The sequence below is a fragment of the Bradyrhizobium tropiciagri genome (genome assembly GCF_001189845.1).
Lineage (GTDB): Bacteria > Pseudomonadota > Alphaproteobacteria > Rhizobiales > Xanthobacteraceae > Bradyrhizobium > Bradyrhizobium tropiciagri.
Genome location: NZ_LFLZ01000047.1, coordinates 42,502 through 58,747 on the forward strand (window position 1 = coordinate 42,502; position 16,246 = coordinate 58,747).

General features: G+C 64.5%; 15 protein-coding genes, 1 tRNA gene and 1 pseudogene. 12 read left to right on the plus strand and 5 right to left on the minus strand.

What is annotated here, in order from left to right:
• The first annotated feature begins 217 nt into the window (after positions 1-217).
• Both AKN84_RS29825 and AKN84_RS29830 read left to right on the plus strand, forming a co-directional pair.
• Positions 218-1,009: an alpha/beta hydrolase gene (locus AKN84_RS29825; protein ID WP_050424088.1), complete on the plus strand. Its 792-nt coding sequence runs from the start codon at positions 218-220 to the stop codon at positions 1,007-1,009.
• A gap of 186 nt (positions 1,010-1,195) precedes the next feature.
• Positions 1,196-1,666 carry a nuclear transport factor 2 family protein gene (locus AKN84_RS29830; protein ID WP_050424089.1) on the plus strand — a complete coding sequence of 157 codons (471 nt, stop codon included), beginning with the start codon at positions 1,196-1,198 and terminating at the stop codon, positions 1,664-1,666.
• 102 nt (positions 1,667-1,768) lie between these two features.
• Here the strand turns inward: AKN84_RS29830 and AKN84_RS29835 are convergent, their stop codons facing one another.
• The 3 genes from AKN84_RS29835 to AKN84_RS29845 form a co-directional block, all read right to left on the minus strand.
• Positions 1,769-2,566 carry an acyl-CoA thioesterase domain-containing protein gene (locus tag AKN84_RS29835; RefSeq protein WP_050424090.1) on the minus strand — a complete coding sequence of 266 codons (798 nt, stop codon included), beginning with the start codon at positions 2,564-2,566 and terminating at the stop codon, positions 1,769-1,771.
• 174 nt (positions 2,567-2,740) lie between these two features.
• Positions 2,741-3,931 (minus strand): tRNA epoxyqueuosine(34) reductase QueG, encoded by a 1,191-nt coding sequence (gene queG / locus AKN84_RS29840; protein WP_050424091.1) that lies wholly within the window; start codon positions 3,929-3,931, stop codon positions 2,741-2,743.
• Positions 3,880-4,572: a glutathione S-transferase family protein gene (locus AKN84_RS29845; RefSeq protein ID WP_050424092.1), complete on the minus strand. Its 693-nt coding sequence runs from the start codon at positions 4,570-4,572 to the stop codon at positions 3,880-3,882. The genes queG and AKN84_RS29845 overlap by 52 nt, the downstream gene beginning before the upstream one ends.
• Before the next feature lie 263 nt (positions 4,573-4,835).
• On the opposite strand from AKN84_RS29845, the pseudogene AKN84_RS29850 reads away from it, so the two are divergent.
• A pseudogene (locus AKN84_RS29850) lies at positions 4,836-5,641 on the plus strand (undecaprenyl-diphosphate phosphatase).
• Between the two features lie 159 nt (positions 5,642-5,800).
• On the opposite strand, the gene AKN84_RS29855 reads toward AKN84_RS29850, so the two are convergent.
• A complete protein-coding gene (locus tag AKN84_RS29855; RefSeq protein ID WP_050424093.1) occupies positions 5,801-6,769 on the minus strand; it encodes a complex I NDUFA9 subunit family protein in 969 nt (322 codons plus the stop codon).
• A gap of 144 nt (positions 6,770-6,913) precedes the next feature.
• Here AKN84_RS29855 and AKN84_RS29860 point away from each other — a divergent pair.
• Positions 6,914-7,000: transfer RNA gene (locus tag AKN84_RS29860), tRNA-Leu, on the plus strand.
• Between the two features lie 114 nt (positions 7,001-7,114).
• Here the strand turns inward: AKN84_RS29860 and AKN84_RS29865 are convergent.
• Positions 7,115-8,383, minus strand: a complete 1,269-nt coding sequence (locus AKN84_RS29865) for an MFS transporter (protein WP_050424094.1) — start codon at positions 8,381-8,383, stop codon at positions 7,115-7,117.
• 367 nt (positions 8,384-8,750) lie between these two features.
• Here AKN84_RS29865 and AKN84_RS29870 point away from each other — a divergent pair, with 367 nt between their 5' ends.
• The 8 genes from AKN84_RS29870 to ptsN all read left to right on the plus strand — a co-directional run bounded on the left by AKN84_RS29870 (position 8,751) and on the right by ptsN (position 16,241).
• On the plus strand, positions 8,751-9,365 hold the full coding sequence (locus AKN84_RS29870) for a ribonuclease H-like domain-containing protein (RefSeq protein WP_050424095.1): 615 nt from the start codon (positions 8,751-8,753) through the stop codon (positions 9,363-9,365).
• Positions 9,366-9,535: 170 nt separating this feature from the next.
• Positions 9,536-10,267: an LPS export ABC transporter periplasmic protein LptC gene (gene lptC / locus AKN84_RS29875; protein ID WP_050424096.1), complete on the plus strand. Its 732-nt coding sequence runs from the start codon at positions 9,536-9,538 to the stop codon at positions 10,265-10,267.
• A gap of 5 nt (positions 10,268-10,272) precedes the next feature.
• A complete protein-coding gene (locus tag AKN84_RS29880; RefSeq protein ID WP_050424115.1) occupies positions 10,273-11,004 on the plus strand; it encodes an LptA/OstA family protein in 732 nt (243 codons plus the stop codon).
• Positions 11,005-11,033: 29 nt separating this feature from the next.
• Positions 11,034-11,711 (plus strand): LptA/OstA family protein, encoded by a 678-nt coding sequence (locus AKN84_RS29885; protein ID WP_050424097.1) that lies wholly within the window; start codon positions 11,034-11,036, stop codon positions 11,709-11,711.
• A 320-nt stretch (positions 11,712-12,031) separates the two neighbouring features.
• Entirely contained in the window at positions 12,032-13,018 is a 987-nt protein-coding gene (gene lptB, locus AKN84_RS29890; protein WP_050424098.1) for an LPS export ABC transporter ATP-binding protein, read from the plus strand.
• 90 nt (positions 13,019-13,108) lie between these two features.
• On the plus strand, positions 13,109-14,764 hold the full coding sequence (rpoN, locus tag AKN84_RS29895) for an RNA polymerase factor sigma-54 (protein ID WP_050424099.1): 1,656 nt from the start codon (positions 13,109-13,111) through the stop codon (positions 14,762-14,764).
• A 185-nt stretch (positions 14,765-14,949) separates the two neighbouring features.
• Complete coding sequence (gene hpf, locus AKN84_RS29900; protein WP_050424100.1) at positions 14,950-15,549, plus strand: ribosome hibernation-promoting factor, HPF/YfiA family; 600 nt, start codon at positions 14,950-14,952, stop codon at positions 15,547-15,549.
• A 230-nt stretch (positions 15,550-15,779) separates the two neighbouring features.
• The gene (gene ptsN / locus AKN84_RS29905) at positions 15,780-16,241 is read left to right on the plus strand and encodes a PTS IIA-like nitrogen regulatory protein PtsN (RefSeq protein WP_016843543.1); all 462 of its coding nucleotides are present in this window, start codon (positions 15,780-15,782) and stop codon (positions 16,239-16,241) included.
• Positions 16,242-16,246: the final 5 nt, after the last annotated feature.

A 16,246-nucleotide genomic window follows, 5' to 3' on the forward strand; every position in this document is an offset into this window, starting at 1 on the left:
CCAAAGTTGTGAAAGGGAGGCGGATATTTTGAAGCAAGACGCTGCGGCGGGCAAGCGAACTCGCTTCTTTAAGCGGCAAAACCGTCAATTGCGAGGCATTTTAGCCACGCTCGGCAGATATGGCCGGCACATCTGCTCCGCAAGGCGGGCCAGCTGCCGTTGACCGCTGCCGCGCGACGATTGAAAACCAGATGTCTGACACGCGAGTGACCGAACCATGAGCCAAACCGCCACATCCGGACAGGAACCCGCCTTCATCGAGGTCGGCGAGGGCCGTGAGGCGCGCCGGATCGCGGTGCGCGCCCGTGCCGGCGCCAATCCCGGCCTTTTCTGGCTCGGCGGCTTCAAGTCCGACATGACCGGCACCAAGGCGGTCGCGCTCGATGCGTGGGCCGCCGAGCATGGCCGCAGCTCGGTCCGGTTCGACTATTCCGGCCACGGCGAATCCGGCGGCGAGTTCGCCGACGGCACGATCGGCCGCTGGCTCGAGGAGAGCGTTGCTGTGTTCTTGCAGTTCTGCAGCGGGCCGCAGGTCGTGATCGGCTCCTCGATGGGCGGCTGGATGGCGCTGCTGCTTGCGCGCGAGATCGCGCGGCGCGGGAGCGGGAAAGCGAAACTCGCCGGCCTCGTGCTGATCGCGCCGGCGCCCGACTTCACCGAGGAACTGATGTGGAAGGGTTTCTCACCGGAGATCCGCGCCGAGATCGAGACCAAGGGCGTGTGGCTGCGTCCGTCCGAATATGGCGACGGCTCGCCCTATCCGATCACCCGCAATCTGATCGAGGAGGGCCGTAACCACCTTCTGCTCGGCAGCAAGATCGATGTCGGCTGCCCGGTGCGCATCCTGCAGGGCGCGCAGGATCCCGACGTGCCGTGGAAGCACGCCTTCGCGCTGGTGCACCGGCTGCCGGCCGAGGACGTGGTGCTGACCATGATCCAGGACGGCGACCACCGCCTGTCACGGCCACAGGACATCGCGCGCATCATCGCCGCGGTGGCGGAGATATAGGCACGCCGCCGCCCTTCGTGGGCCGCTGAAGAAGCGGCCACCTCCAGCGACAACGGCTTCGCCGTTGCGCGGGGGTGACGGCTACGGAAAAGGCGTCATCCCCGCGCAAAGGCTTTGCCTTTGTCGCTGGAGGCGCGAGCGAAGCGAGCCTCGAAGGATGGGCCACATGCACCGGGAGAAACGCCAATGGACACAACGAGCATGCTGCGCGCGTTCTGCGACGCGGTCGAACAGCGCAACGGCAAGGCCTTCGCAAGCCTCTTCACCGAGGATGGCGTCTACCACGACGTGTTCTACGGCGCCTTCGAGGGCCGCGCCAAAATCGCCGAGATGATCGACGACTGGTTCTACCGGACCGCGACCGATTTCCGCTGGGTGATGCACGATCCCGTCAGCGACAGCAAAACGCTCTACGCGCGCTACACGTTCAGCTACCGCTCGACCCTGCCGGAAGCCAAGGGCGCGCGTGCGATGTTCGAGGGCGTTGCGATCATGCGGCTGCGCGACGGCAAGATCGCCGAGTACCGTGAAGTCGCCAACACCGCGCCGGCCTTCGTCGACCTGAATTTTGCGCCGGAGCGGATCGCCAAGATCGTCGGCAAGCAGGGCACAGCGCTCAGGGCGCGGGACGAGATGAAGCGGCATTTGGCCGACTAATTCTCCGTCATTGCGAGGAGCGTAGCGACGAAGCAATCCATAGGTCCGCATTCGCGGGAGCATGGATTGCTTCGCTTCGCTCGCAATGACGGCGGTGAGGTCCTACGGCGGCGGCGGGTTGGTCATCGGCTTGCGCTGGGCGAGCGCCGCGACGGTCGACGTGCCGATCGGACCCTTCTCGTCATAGAGCCAGCACTCGCCGATCGCGACGCCGTCGGTGGCGTGATGGTTGACGACCTCGAAGCCGATCCAGTTGGTCACCGGCAAACGGTGCAGATAGATCGTGACGTCGCTGTTGATGTAGCCGAGGCCCTGGTCGCCGGCATTGGCGAACGGACTGGCGAAATCCGCGCCGGTCGCGACATGGACGAACGGCGTCATCTTCACGCCTTCGACGAGCTCGCGCACTTCGCTCATCCAGAGCCGGCGCTCGCCGAGCGAGCCCATATGGCCTGTGATCGGCCGCGTCTCCCATTTGCCGTTCATGCCGAGCCGGGGATCGGTCGGCTTCGGAATGTCTGCCGGCGCCGGCACCTGCCAGTTCGGCGGTGACCATACGTTGCCCGGTGCATTTTCCGTCCTGCGCAACAGCTGGCAAGAGGCGCGCGCCATGCTGGTGCCGCCGGAGACAAACTCGGCCTCGATCATCTTGATGCGGAGCCCATCGCGCACCAGCTTGGTCGTCACCTCGATCGGCGTCGTGATGTTGGGCAGCCGGAACATGTCGACCGTCAGCCGCGCCGGGACGAAATCGTCGGAGCCGTGGCGCTCCTCGATGACGAAGGCGAGCAGTCCGATCACGACGCGGCCGTGCAGGGATTCCGGACTCCACGGTCCGTTGGCAACTGATGTCGGCATGAAGCCGTCGCCGTGCCTGGTGAAGAAGGGCTGGTTTGTCATGGCGGGCGACCATGACGGGAATGGCGCGATGAAATCAAGGGCTTCTCTCGTCATTGCGAGGAGCGACAGCGACGAAGCAATCCATCCTTCCGCGTAGCTGCGCGATGGATTGCTTCGCTTCGCTCGCAATGACGGGGATGGAGACTTCATACATTCCCGATCTTCGCGGCGAAGCTAGACAGCGATAGCTTCCTGCCACTCCCGCTGCACCGTGAGATCGGGCTCGCCGCCGGCCCGTGATGCCAGCGCCGCGAACGCGTCGGGCGCGATCAGTTGCGACAGCGCCCACACCGCCGCGCCGCGCACCAGCGGGCTCGCATCGTCGAGCAAGCGCCGCGCCTCGGCTGCGAGGTTTGCATCGCCGGAATTGCCGATCGCGATCAGCACATTGCGGATGAAGCGGTCGCGGCCGATGCGCTTGACCGGCGATTTCGTGAACAGCGCGCGAAACGCCGCATCGTCGAGCCGCGCCAGCTCGCCGAGATCAGGCGCGCGCAATGCATCGCGCGCCGCAAGCTTCTGCTCGCGGCCGGCTTGCGCGAATTTGTTCCACGGGCACACCGCGAGGCAATCGTCGCAGCCATAGATGCGGTTGCCGATGCTTTTGCGGAATTCGTGCGGGATCGGCCCCTTGTTCTCGATCGTCAGATAGGAGATGCAGCGCCGCGCATCGAGCTTGTACGGCGCGGGGAACGCCGCGGTCGGGCAGATGTCCTGGCAGGCGTTGCAGCTGCCGCAATGATCCGTGTCGCTTTCGTCGCGCGGCAATTCGGTCGCGGAATAGATCGCGCCGAGAAACAGCCACGAGCCGAACTCGCGCGACACCAGATTGGTGTGCTTGCCCTGCCAGCCGATGCCTGAGGCTTGGGCGAGCGGCTTCTCCATCACGGCGGCGGTGTCGACGAACACCTTCACCTCGTCGCTGGTCATAGTGGCGAGCCAGCGCGCCAGGATCTTCAGCCGCTTCTTGATTACGTCGTGATAGTCGTCGCCCTGCGCATAGACCGAGATCGCGCCATGCGACCGGCGCGCGAGGAGCTTCAGCGGATCGTCGTCAGGTCCGTAATTGACGCCCAGCATGATGATCGAGCGCACGCCGCGCCACAGCACGCGCGGGTCGGCGCGCCGCTCCGGATTGGCCGCGAGCCAGTCCATGTCGCCATGGCCGCCGGAGCCGAGGAACTCGAGGAAATATTTTCCGGCTTCGCTGGTCGCGTCGGGATCGGTGAAGCCGATCGCATCGAAGCCGAGCGCGCGCGCCTCGCGCTGAAGCGCGGCCTTGAGATCGGACGGGGAGAGCCTGACCGCCGGGTTCAGAAGTCGAGGTCCACATAGGTGCGCGACGCCGGCACCCCCGCCAGCCATTCGCTGAGCAGCGGGCGGAACGACGGGCGGGATTTTACCCGCGCGTACCACGACTTTGCCGCGTCGTCCTCGCTCCATGGCACGTCGCCCAGATAGTCGATCGCCGAGAGATGCGCCGCGGCGGCGAGATCCGCGTAGGTCAGGCGGTCGCCGGCGAGATAGTTCCGCGTCTTCGCCAGCCAGCCGATATAGCTCAGATGATAGCGCACATTGACCTTGGCGGCGCGCATGATGTCGGGCGCCGGCGGGCCGCCGCCATTGTCCTCGCTCATGAAGCGCTTGTAGATCCGCTCGGTCACCAGCGGGTTGGAGGCTTCCTCGAAGAATTTTTCGTTGAACCACGCCATCAGCCGGCGCACCTCGACGCGCTCGGCCGACGACGTCGGCAGCAGCCGCCGCTCGCCCGCATCGAGGCCATGCGTCTCGTCGATATATTCGGCGATGATGGGCGCGCCCGGAATCGGCGGAAAGCCCTCGGCGATCAGCACCGGCGTGGTTGCCGCCGGATTGAGCGCCAGGAATGCCTCACGACGCTCCCAGACCCGTTCCTCCACCAGGCGCAGATCGAGGCCATACTCGCCGAGCACGAGGCGAATGAAGCGCGAATGCGGACAGAACGGATGGTGATACAGCGTATACATGAAGCCCTTGGTAGTTTCGCGGCGCTTAAGAAACCATCAACCTGTGCGGCCCGGCCGTGCGATTTGCCCCGGCCAGTTCCGTTCGTCTCTATGTCGCGTCAGCACGCAAACCGGTAGCCACCCCCGCAGATGGTGCGGGTCACAAAAACGCTATAGCCCAGCAAATCGGCCGGGTAACCCATTGTTTGACGATTTTTTGCGATTGCGGCCAATGTGCGAATAAGCGAGAAGAATCCCGTTTTCCACACAGGGCAGGCCACAACATGATGACGGATATGCTGCGGGCGGTGATTCTCGGCATCGTCGAGGGCGTCACCGAGTTCCTGCCGGTCTCTTCGACGGGGCACCTGCTGCTCGCGGAGCGCTTCTTCAATCTCGGCGAAGGCAATTTCTGGAAGAGCTTTGCGATCCTGATCCAGCTCGGCGCGATCCTCGCGATCCTCGTGCTCTACTTCTCCAGATTGTGGCGCGTCGCGCTCGGCATGTTCTCCAATCCCGACGACCGCCGCTTCGTGATCGGCGTGCTGGTGGCGTTCCTGCCCGCCGTCGTGATCGGCCTGATCGCCGGCAAATACATCAAGGAATTCCTGTTCAATCCGTGGGTGGTCTGCTTCACGCTGATCGTCGGCGGCGCCGTGCTGCTCTGGGTCGATCAGCTCGATCTCAAAGTGTACGAGGACGATGCGACCCGGTTTCCGCTGTTGATGTATTTCTGGATCGGCGTCGCGCAGTGCCTTGCGATGATCCCCGGCGTGTCGCGCTCCGGCGCCAGCATCGTGGCGGCGATGCTGCTCGGCGCCGACAAGCGCTCGGCGGCGGAGTTCTCGTTCTTCCTCGCGATCCCGACCATGGTCGCGCGTTCGTCTATGATTTCTACAAGAACCGCGCCGACTTCAGCTCGGACAATCTCAGCGTGATCGCGGTCGGCTTCGTAGTGTCGTTCATTACCGCGATGATCGTGGTGCGCGCGTTCCTCAACTTCGTCACCCGCCGCGGCTTCACCTTCTTTGCCTGGTGGCGCGTGATCGTCGGCACCCTCGGCCTGATCGCGCTGGCGATGGGGCGGTAAGGCAAACTCTCTCCGTCGTCCCGGCGAAGGCCGGGACCCATTACCACAGTTCTTTCAGTGGCGCAGGGCTGTGGCCCCAGCGTCCTACATCTCGAGCATTCGTGGTTATGGGTCCCGGCTCGCGCTGCGCTTGGCCGGGACGGGCTGAGAGATTTGCGCTTACGCGCTCTTCTTCTGGAACTGCCCCGTGGCGCGGAAGCGCCAGAGATATTGCGGGGCGACCGCTTCCATCGAATCCGGCGTGATGCCGAGGCCCGCAAACGTCAGCCCGGCGGCCTTGGCGGCCTCCGACACCACATTGTCCACGCGCAGCATCGCGACCTGGTCCGGGGTCAGGGTGAACGGGCCCGGCGCGAACTGCAGGACATACGACTGCAACTTGGCGAGGCCGAACGGCAGCGGCGCCAGCATGCGATCGCGCTGGGTGATCTTGAGGATGATCTGCATCACCTCGCGCATGGTCAGCACCTCAGGCCCCCCGAGCTCGTAGGTCGCGCCTGCCTTGGCCTTGCCATCCACCGCATCCGCCACCGCGTCCGCGACGTCGGCGACATAGGCCGGCTCCACCGTGTTGACGCCGCCGCCGACCAGCGGCAGCACAGGCGAGATCCGCGCCAGCGCCGCGAAGCGGTTGGTGAACTGATCCTCCGGCCCGAACAGCAGCGACGGCCGCATGATGGTGGCCGACGGCAGCGCCGCCTGCACCGCCTTCTCGCCTTCCGCCTTGGCGCGGAAATAGCCCGACAGGGAGTTTTCGTCAGCCCCGATCGCCGAGACATGGACCATTCGGGCGCCGTTCGCGGCGGCCGCCTTGGCGATGGTCTCGGCGCCCTTCACCTGCACGGCATCAAAAGTCTGCCCGCCGCCCTCAGCCAGGATGCCGACCAGATTGATGGCGACCTGCGAATCACGCATCGCCGCCTCGACCGAGGCCGGGTAGCGCACATTGGCCTGGACGGCATGAATCTGCCCGACCCGGCCGAGCGGCTGCAGATGGCCGGCCAGTTCAGGCCGCCGCACCGCGACGCGGACCCGGTAATCGCGCTTGCAGAGCGCCCGGACCACGTTCCGGCCCAGAAAACCCGATCCGCCGAAGACCGTGACTGTGGTGTCCAGGTTCGATGCCATCGGGTGGTTCCTGTCGGATTCGGGAGTTATTGACGTGGGTTAGCCATCTGGCGATACGCCATCGACCCCACCATGTACAGGGTATTCGATTTTTCGTTTCGTGAATTTGACAAGCGCGTAACCGAACCTTACTAACGCGCCCACGCCCAGGTGGTGGAATTGGTAGACGCGCTGGCTTCAGGTGCCAGTGGCTTAACGGCCGTGAAGGTTCGAGTCCTTTCCTGGGCACCATCCCTTTCATAAGCGATTGAAATCGCTCTGCATCCGCGGGGTGGGTGCGGCAACGCCGTCACCCGCTACCGCTTCCGGCCGTTCCGGCCCCATGCTCGCGAAGTAGCGCGGCCCTCACACGATCCGCCGCCCCGCGCGGCGCGCGATCGGCCGCTGCACGAAGTACATCGCGACCAGCGAAATCAGGGTCGTTGCCACGACGACGTAGCCGATCCGGTCGAAATGCAGCAGCGAGCCGTCGGGATTCTCGGCGACGATCGCGGCGGCAACCACCGAGCCCAGGCCGCCCGAGAGCTGCTGCACGGAGGCCGAGACCGCGCTGAACGATCCGCGCTGGCTCGCATCTGGGATCGCTGACATCAGTGCCTGCGACGGGATCATGCGCGAGAAGATGCCGACGAACATCACGACATTGACCAGGATCGCGGTCAGCAGCGAGACGTGGCCGAGATTGGTGTAGATCGACACCATGATGACGGACACCACGCAGCCGAACGCGAAGATCGGGTACTTGCCGAACGCGTCGCTGGCGCGGCCGACCAGCGGCCCCATCACGATGCTGAACAGGCCGGAGACCAGATAGATCGTCGGCAGATGCACGATATCGATGCCGAGATTGTGCACGGTGAAGGCGCTGCCGAACGGCATCAGCATGAAGCCGCCGGTTGCCAGCAGCGTCGTCACCAGGAAGGCCAGCGTGTAGCGCGGCTGGCCGACGGTCGCGATCAGATGGCGGAACGGATTGCTGTCGTGCTGCAGCTTGAGGTGCCCGTCGACGGGCTCCATGAACAGCGCGATGGTCGCGATCGCCGCGATCGACAGGCCGACGATGGCCACGAAGCAGATGTGCCAGTTCCAGTGATTGGCCAGGAAAAGTCCGGCCGGCACGCCAAGCACCTGGCTCGCTGCGAATGCCGTTTGCAGCACGCCCATCGCGCGGCCGCGCTGTTGCAGCGGAAACAGGTCAGTGACGATGGCAAGCACGACGGAGCCGATCACGCCGCCGAACAGGCCGGTGACGATGCGGCCAAGCAGTAGTACGTGGAAATTCTGCGCCAGCGCGCAGAGCACGGTGCCGAGCATGAAGCCGACATAGAAGAACAGCAGCAGCCGCTTGCGGTCGAAGCGATCGGCAAAGCCGGCGGCGAGGATGCCGGAAATGCCGGCGGCGAAGGCATATGCGGAGACCGCGACGCCGAACTGTCCCGCCGTGATGTTGAGCGAGGGCATCAGGATGGCGCCGAGCGGCGACATGATGATGAAGTCGAGGATCAGGGTGAATTGCGTGAAGGCAAGCAGGGCGATCAGGAACGATTGATAGCGCGTAAAGCCGCGTACCTGCGGCTCGTCGTCGATCGGCGCGGCGATGGTCTGTTCCGACATGGGACTCATTCGTGATGATGCAAAGGGGCGCAAGCGGCTGCGCAGAGATAGGGTCACCGCACGCGGATTTCATCGGCGCCGAAACGCAAAAAAATGCGCGGAAGTGTGATCGGAAACCGCGGAGTCTCCCGGTCATTCATATGAGGATTGCGCGGCATCCGATCATCCCATCTCTGATCGTTTGAATTGTAGCGTGATCCAAATGCAACAGAGTTCGCGCGATGCCAGGCCGCCGTGTCGGGATATGGCAGGAGCCGGGCGGAAAACCCGCGCCTGAGCGGCCGGAGACGGCCTATCCGCTCGCATCCCCGGCGTTTGGGGGCTAGTGTCGCCTGTCGAATCGATCCGAGACCCGAGGCCTTCATTCATGACCATCCGCCTGCATCGCGGCGACCTGCCCGATCTCACCCGCTACACCGATTCCGTTGCGATCGACACCGAGACCATGGGGCTGCATCCGCATCGCGACCGGCTCTGCGTGGTGCAGATGTCGAACGGCGACGGCACCGCCGACGTGATCCAGATTCCGAAGGGGCACACCGATGCGCCGAACCTGAAGGCGCTGCTCGCCAATCCCAAGATCACCAAGATCTTCCATTTCGCGCGGTTCGACGTCGCGGTGCTCTACAACACCTTCGGCGTGATGCCGGCGCCGGTCTATTGCACCAAGATCGCCTCGCGCCTGTCGCGCACCTACACCGACCGCCACGGCCTGAAGGATCTGGTGCGCGAAGTGCTGAACGTCGAGCTGTCGAAGCAGCAGCAGTCGAGCGATTGGGGCGCGCAAAGCCTCAGCGAGGCCCAGCTTGCCTATGCCGCCTCCGACGTACTGCACCTGCATGCGCTGCGCGACAAGTTGAACATGATGCTGGCGCGCGAGGGGCGCACCGATCTCGCGCAGGCGTGCTTCGATTTCCTCCCCACCCGCGCCAGGCTCGATCTCGACGGCTGGGAGGCCGAGGACATCTTTGCCCATTCATGATTCCGCCCGTTCATGATGGGCGCGAATTCGTCGCAGCGGGGCCATTTCCGCCCCGTTTCGGCCAAACTGTTCACGCGTGGTCTCCCTGCGGGGGCGCGACGCGAGGTCCGGGCTGCATATTTGGGCGGCTCCGGCTAGAATAGGGGCAATTTCGCGCCTCTGGAGCTCAGGTGAATTCGGTTCAGAATCCAGCCTATGTCACTGGCCTCGAGGCGCGCTTTGCCGCTGCCGCGCGGCACAGCCGCATGGTGCGGATCCTGCGCGTCGCGGTGCCCGCGGTGGTTGGCCTCGCGATGGCCTCGATCATCTTCGTCTCGGTCTACAATCCATTCCGCGAAATGATCCCCAAGCTCCCGGTCGAGATGGACAACCTCGTGGTGTCGGGCACCAAGATCACGATGGAATCGCCGCATATCGCCGGCTTCTCGGCCGAAGGGCGGCCCTATGAAATGTGGGCCAAGGCGGCGATCCAGGACGTCACCGATCCCGACCATGTCGAGCTGAAGACGATCCGCGCCAAGGTGGCGCAGCAGGATCAGTCGACGGTGACGATGGATGCGCGCACCGGCTTCTTCGACAACAAGAAGCAGCTGCTCGACCTGCGCCAGGATATCTTCCTGCAGTCCTCCACCGGCTATGAGGCCAAGCTGACGCAGGCGTTCGTCGACATCAACAAGGGCAACGTCTCGTCGGACGAGCATGTCGACGTCAAGCTGCTCGAGGGCACGCTGACATCAGATCGCCTCAGGATCTACAACAGCGGCGAGCTGGTGCGGTTCGAAGGCAATGTCGTGATGTATCTCGACAAGCTCGGCGACAACAATCCGAGCCCGCCTGCCGAGGCTGCGCCACCGCCACCTCCGCCGCCACCGAAGGCGCGCAAATCCGCCAACACGAAATGAATTTGATGATGAGACGTTTTCCGCACGGCTTTGCAATCGCGGCCTTTCTGCTTACGCTGTTTGCAGCCGGCGCTGCGTCCGCGCAGGGCTCGATGTCGGGCGTTCCCAACGCCATGCAGGGCTTCTCGCAGAACCGCGACCAGCCGATCCAGATTGAGGCTGCCGCGCTCGAGATGCGCGACAAGAAAAAGGAGGCGACCTTCTCCGGCAATGTGAAGGTCGTGCAGGGCGACACCACCATGACCTCGAAGGTGCTGGTGGTGTTCTACGAGGATAAATCGACCCAGACGCCGGCGCCTGCGCCGGCCGCCACCAAGGGTGCCGCAGCCAAGGGCGCCGCGCCGATGCAGTCGGCAACGCCGGGCCCCGGCGGCGCGTCCTCGATCAAGCGGCTGGAGGCGAAGGGCAATGTCGTCGTCACCCAGAAGGATCAGGTGGTGACTGGCGAGACCGCGATCTTCGACACTAAGACCAATTTGATCACCATGCTCGGCGGCGGTGGCGGCCAGGTGGTGCTGACCCAGTGCCAGAACGTGCTGCGCGGCGACCGCCTGCTGGTCGACATGACCACCGGCGTCTCGCGGGTGGAATCCGAAAGCGGCAAGGTGCAGGGCCTGTTCATCCAGTCGCAGGGCGGACAAAGCGGCAAGGGTGGCTGCGGAACGCCGGCTGCCCCCGGCACGGCGCCAGCGGCCCCGTCACCGCTTCAACTGCTGCCGGGTAGCAAGTCGAAATAAGCGCCGCCGGCGCGAGGATTATCCTGCCGATGCTGGTTTCGCGCGCCGCAATCGTTGCTCTCCTCGCGCTGATGGCGTTCGACACCGCGCGCGGACAGGGCACTGCGTCCGCGCCCAACGCCATGCAGGGTTTCGCGCAGAACCGCAACCAGCCGGTCAAGATCGAGGCGGCCGTGCTCGAAATGCGTGACAAGAAGAAGGAGGCGACTTTCTCCGGCAATGTGAAAGTCACGCAGGGCGACACCACCATGACCTCGAAGGTCCTGGTCGTGTTCTACGAGGACAAGTCGACCCAGCCGCCGGCGACTGCGCCGAACTCCACCGCACCCAAGAGCCCGCCGCCGCAGTCGGCAACGCCCGGCCCCGCCGGCGCATCCTCGATCAACCGGCTGGAAGCGAAGGGCGATGTCGTCGTGACCCAGAAGGATCAGGTCGTCACCGGCACCACTGCGATCTTCGACACCAAGACCAATCTGATCACCATGCTCGGCGGCAGTGGCAGCCAGGTGGTGCTGACCCAGTGCCAGAACGTGGTGCGCGGCGATCGTCTGCTGGTGGACATGACGACCGGCGTCTCGCGTGTGGAATCCGACAGTGGCAGGGTGCAAGCCATGGTCGTCCAGGGACAAGACTGCGGCGGCGCGCCGGCCGCGACCAGCCCCGTAAGCCTCCCGTCAGCTTCCGCCAAGCCATCAAAATCAAGATGAATCAATGCATTAGATAATATTTTGCGGCCGCGAGGTTGAAGCGCGCGGGGCGAGACTGTATCTACTCGAGCGGCCCGGCCGAACGATATGCCTTTGAGGGGGAGTTGTTGGCCGGGACAGGGGCATCCATTCAATCAAGGCGCGGGTGATCGCGCTTTGCCGTGTTGTTTGAGCATGATCTCCGCGCAAAGGCGTCCGCTTTTGTCGCGAGGGAAGGCCGGTATCCAGGTTTCCGGCGCATGCTTGCGGGTACGCGTGCGAATCGATTGGTCCGCAGGCAAAGTCGCGGGATCACCGTGAAAGGCTGAAGCGAAGCGGGGATGGTGGATTTTCTCGGCATGTTCCGGCGGCGCTCTGCGAAACGCAGCTCCGGATTTGCGCGCTCGCATGACGACATCACGGCGCTCGGCGACCAGTTCGGCGAGATGCTGACGTCGTCGGTGCGCGACGCGCCGCCGATGGCGCGCGCCGCTTCGGTTCCTGCCGCCGAGCTGCCGCGATCCCAGCCCGCAGCAGCGCCCGCTCCGGCGCGGGCAAGGCCAGCCAGGAACAGCGCCCCGGCGGCGCCGCAGCTCATCAAGCGGCCGGGCTACCTGGCTGTGCATAGCGTGGAAAAGAGCTTCGGCAGCCGCCAGGTGGTGCGCGGCGTCAGCATCTATGTGCGCCGCGGCGAGGCGGTCGGCCTGCTCGGGCCGAACGGCGCCGGCAAGACCACGGTGTTCTACATGATCACCGGCCTGATCAAGGCCGATCGCGGCGCGATCGAGCTCGACGGCCACGACGTCACCAAGCTGCCGATGTATCAGCGTGCGCGCCTCGGCATCGGCTATCTGCCGCAGGAAGCCTCGATCTTCCGCGGCCTGTCGGTCGAGCAGAACATCCGTGCCGTGCTCGAGGTCGTCGAGCCCTCGAAGAAGAAGCGCGAGCACGAGCTGGATTCGCTGCTCGACGAATTCAACATCACGCGGCTGCGCAAGAGCCCGTCGATCGCGCTGTCCGGCGGCGAGCGCCGCCGCGTCGAAATCGCGCGCGCGCTGGCGACGCGGCCCAATTACATGCTGCTCGACGAGCCGTTCGCCGGCATCGACCCGATCGCGGTCGGCGACATCCAGGACCTCGTCCGCCATCTCACCAACCGCGGCATCGGCGTGCTCATCACCGACCACAACGTTCGCGAGACGCTCGGCCTGACCGACCGTGCCTATATCGTCTATGCCGGTGAGATCTTGACTGAGGGAAGCCCGGAGGAGATCGTTAATGATCCCGATGTACGTCGGCTTTACCTTGGCGAGGAATTCCGCCTTTAGCCTGAAAATTGCATCCGTCAAGCCGTGTACAAGCTTCACGGACTAAGATAAGCAAGAATCGAGCCAACTTTTAAGGTCGATCTTGCCTGCATGGCGCTGACGCAAAGACTAGAGTTCCGCCAGTCGCAGTCGCTGGTGATGACGCCGCAGCTGATGCAGGCGATCAAGCTGCTGCAACTGTCGAACCTGGATCTGTCGACCTTTGTCGAGGAAGAGCTGGAACGCAACCCGCTGCTGGAGCGGGCAGCCGACGGGCCGGAACCGCCGGTGGCGGGCGAGCCGGTCATGGAGCGGGCCGACTACGGCGATTCCGACGGTTCCAACAGCTACGGCGATGACGGCGACTCGTCCGACATGGCCTCAGGCTCGGGCGGCGAGGCCGCTTTCGAGCCCGGCCAGGAGGAGTGGCTGAACCGCGACCTCGGCACCCGTGCCGAGATCGAGCAGACGCTCGATACCGGTCTCGACAACGTGTTCTCCGAGGAGCCGGCGGAGGCGGCCGCGCGCGCCGCGCAGGACGCGCCGCCCTCGGTCTATACCGAATGGGGCGGCGGCGCCTCCAGCGACGACGAATACAATCTCGAAGCCTTCGTGGCCGCCGAACTGACGCTCGCCGACCATCTCGCCGAACAGCTCGCGGTCGCGTTCTCGGCGCCGGCGCAGCGCATGATCGGGCAGTACCTGATCGACCTCGTCGATGACGCCGGCTACCTGCCGGCCGATCTCGGCCAGGCCGCCGAGCGGCTCGGTGCGTCGCAGCAAGCGGTCGACGAGGTCGTCGCCGTGCTGCAGAAATTCGATCCGCCGGGTGTCTGCGCGCGAAACCTGAGCGAGTGTCTCGCGATCCAGCTGCGCGAGCTCGATCGCTACGATCCGGCAATGCAGGCGCTGGTCGAGCATCTCGATCTGCTTGCCAAGCGCGACATCGCCGGCCTGCGCAAGCTTTGCGGCGTCGACGACGAAGACATCACCGACATGATCGCCGAGATCCGCCGGCTCGATCCGAAGCCCGGCCTGAAGTTCGGCACCTCGCGGACGCAGACCATGGTGCCCGACGTCTATGTGCGTCCGGGTCCCGACGGCGGCTGGCACGTCGAGCTCAACAGCGACACTCTGCCGCGCGTTCTGGTCAACCAGACCTATTACTCTGAGCTGTCGAAGACGATCCGCAAGGACGGTGACAAGTCGTACTTCACCGACTGCCTGCAGAACGCGACCTGGCTGGTGCGCGCGCTCGATCAGCGCGCCCGCACCATCTTGAAGGTCGCGACCGAAATCGTCCGCCAGCAGGACGGATTCTTCACCTATGGCGTCGCGCACTTGAGGCCGCTGAATCTGAAGGCAGTCGCGGACGCGATCCAGATGCATGAATCGACGGTGTCGCGCGTCACCGCCAACAAATACATGGCGACCAATCGCGGCAGTTTTGAATTGAAGTATTTTTTCACCGCGTCGATCGCGTCCGCGGATGGCGGCGAGGCGCATTCGGCCGAAGCAGTGCGTCACCACATCAAGCAGCTGATCGACGGCGAGGCGCCGTCGGCGATCCTGTCCGACGACACGATCGTGGAACGTTTGCGCGCCTCGGGCATTGATATCGCCCGCCGCACCGTCGCGAAGTACCGTGAGGCGATGCGGATACCATCCTCGGTGCAGCGCCGCCGTGACAAACAGAGCATGCTCGGTAATGCCCTTTCGGCTCCTGCCTCCTCGCCCGACCGCTCGCGCGATACAGCCCCCGTTTAGGTTACTTCTTGAGGATGGCCCCGTCCGAGTACGGACAGGTCCATGCGCTCGTTGCGTTCGCGTCAAATCGCGATAGTCTCGACCTTTCCAGGTCGAGCATCGTCCAGAAAGGAAGGTAACCGGAATCCAGCAACCATCATGCTCCTGCAAGACTGACCGAGGCATCCCAGCAATTGAGGCATCAAATGACCCTTCGAATCTCGGGAAAGAGCATCAGCATCGGCGAGGCGCTTCGGGCGCGCGTCAGCGACCGCACCGACGAGGTCCTGCGAAAGTATTTTGATGGCAACTATTCCGGTCACATCACGCTGAGCAAGGATGGCTTCGGCTTCCGAACCGACTGCGCGCTGCATCTGGATTCCGGCATCACGCTGGAAGCCGAATCCAACGCCGCCGACGCCTATGCCAGCGCGGATGCCGCGCTGTTGATGATCGAGAAGCGCCTGCGCCGCTACAAGAGCCGGCTCAAGGATCGCTCCGCCCGCAAGACCTATGCCGCCAACGCTGCGCTTGCCGAGTTGAACGGCGTCGGGCTCGACGCGCCGAGCTATGTCATCGAGGCGCCCGAGAACGAGGACGAGGTCACCGAATACAGCCCTGTCATCATTGCCGAGGCAACCACCGCGCTGAAGCGGCTGTCGGTCAGCGAGGCCGTGATGGAGCTCGATCTGACCGGCGCCTCCTGCCTGGTGTTCCAGCATGGCGGCAGTGGCCGGTTGAACATCATATACCGCCGGACGGACGGCAATGTCGGCTGGGTCGATCCGCCTGCGGTGAGCCCCTGAGGATAGTTGGCAGATGGCATTGACGTCCGAAGCCAGCCCTGCTTATGGTCCGCCGCCTCCAGGAACAAGGGGGGCGGAACAGGGTTCGCAGGTGTTGGCACCGCCGATACGTTGGAGTAGAAGCCCTGCCAATGGACCCGGGCTAAGCCCGCATCCCACCTCATCTTCTTGACGCCGCCGCTGTAAAGCCTATTTCGCAACCTGACGGTCATTCACCTCGGAACGTCCCAATGCCGATTACCGATCTGGTCGCACCCGAGGCGATACTTCCGGCTTTGAAAGTCATCAGCAAGAAGCAGGCGCTGCAGGAACTCGCCGCGCGTGCATCGGCGTTGACCGGGCAGAACGAGCGCGCGATCTTCGAGGTGCTGCTGCAGCGCGAGAAGCTCGGCACCACGGCGGTCGGCTACGGCGTCGCCATTCCGCACGGCAAGCTGCCCAAGCTGGAGAAGCTGTTCGGCTTCTTCGCCCGCCTCGAGCGCCCGATCGATTTCGAGGCGATGGACGGCCAGCCGGTCGACCTGATCTTCCTGCTGCTGGCACCCGAAGGCGCCGGCGCCGATCATCTCAAGGCGCTGGCGCGCATCGCCCGCCTGCTGCGCGACCAGGACGTCGCCAAGAAGCTGCGCGCCTCGCGCGACGCGCAGGCGATCTACTCGGTGCTCGCGCTGCCGCCGGCGAGCGCGGCGTAATCATC

Excerpts from the sequence above, each read along its gene's own strand:
- AKN84_RS29825 (WP_050424088.1), top strand. The coding sequence starts at position 218 with ATGAGCCAAACCGCCACATCCGGACAGGAACCCGCCTTCATCGAGGTC.
- AKN84_RS29830 (WP_050424089.1), top strand. The coding sequence starts at position 1,196 with ATGGACACAACGAGCATGCTGCGCGCGTTCTGCGACGCGGTCGAACAG.
- AKN84_RS29835 (WP_050424090.1), bottom strand. The coding sequence starts at position 2,566 with ATGACAAACCAGCCCTTCTTCACCAGGCACGGCGACGGCTTCATGCCG.
- queG (WP_050424091.1), bottom strand. The coding sequence starts at position 3,931 with ATGGCTGGCGGGGGTGCCGGCGTCGCGCACCTATGTGGACCTCGACTT.
- AKN84_RS29845 (WP_050424092.1), bottom strand. The coding sequence starts at position 4,572 with ATGTATACGCTGTATCACCATCCGTTCTGTCCGCATTCGCGCTTCATT.
- AKN84_RS29855 (WP_050424093.1), bottom strand. The coding sequence starts at position 6,769 with ATGGCATCGAACCTGGACACCACAGTCACGGTCTTCGGCGGATCGGGT.
- AKN84_RS29865 (WP_050424094.1), bottom strand. The coding sequence starts at position 8,383 with ATGTCGGAACAGACCATCGCCGCGCCGATCGACGACGAGCCGCAGGTA.
- AKN84_RS29870 (WP_050424095.1), top strand. The coding sequence starts at position 8,751 with ATGACCATCCGCCTGCATCGCGGCGACCTGCCCGATCTCACCCGCTAC.
- AKN84_RS29880 (WP_050424115.1), top strand. The coding sequence starts at position 10,273 with ATGATGAGACGTTTTCCGCACGGCTTTGCAATCGCGGCCTTTCTGCTT.
- AKN84_RS29885 (WP_050424097.1), top strand. The coding sequence starts at position 11,034 with ATGCTGGTTTCGCGCGCCGCAATCGTTGCTCTCCTCGCGCTGATGGCG.
- lptB (WP_050424098.1), top strand. The coding sequence starts at position 12,032 with ATGGTGGATTTTCTCGGCATGTTCCGGCGGCGCTCTGCGAAACGCAGC.
- rpoN (WP_050424099.1), top strand. The coding sequence starts at position 13,109 with ATGGCGCTGACGCAAAGACTAGAGTTCCGCCAGTCGCAGTCGCTGGTG.
- hpf (WP_050424100.1), top strand. The coding sequence starts at position 14,950 with ATGACCCTTCGAATCTCGGGAAAGAGCATCAGCATCGGCGAGGCGCTT.
- ptsN (WP_016843543.1), top strand. The coding sequence starts at position 15,780 with ATGCCGATTACCGATCTGGTCGCACCCGAGGCGATACTTCCGGCTTTG.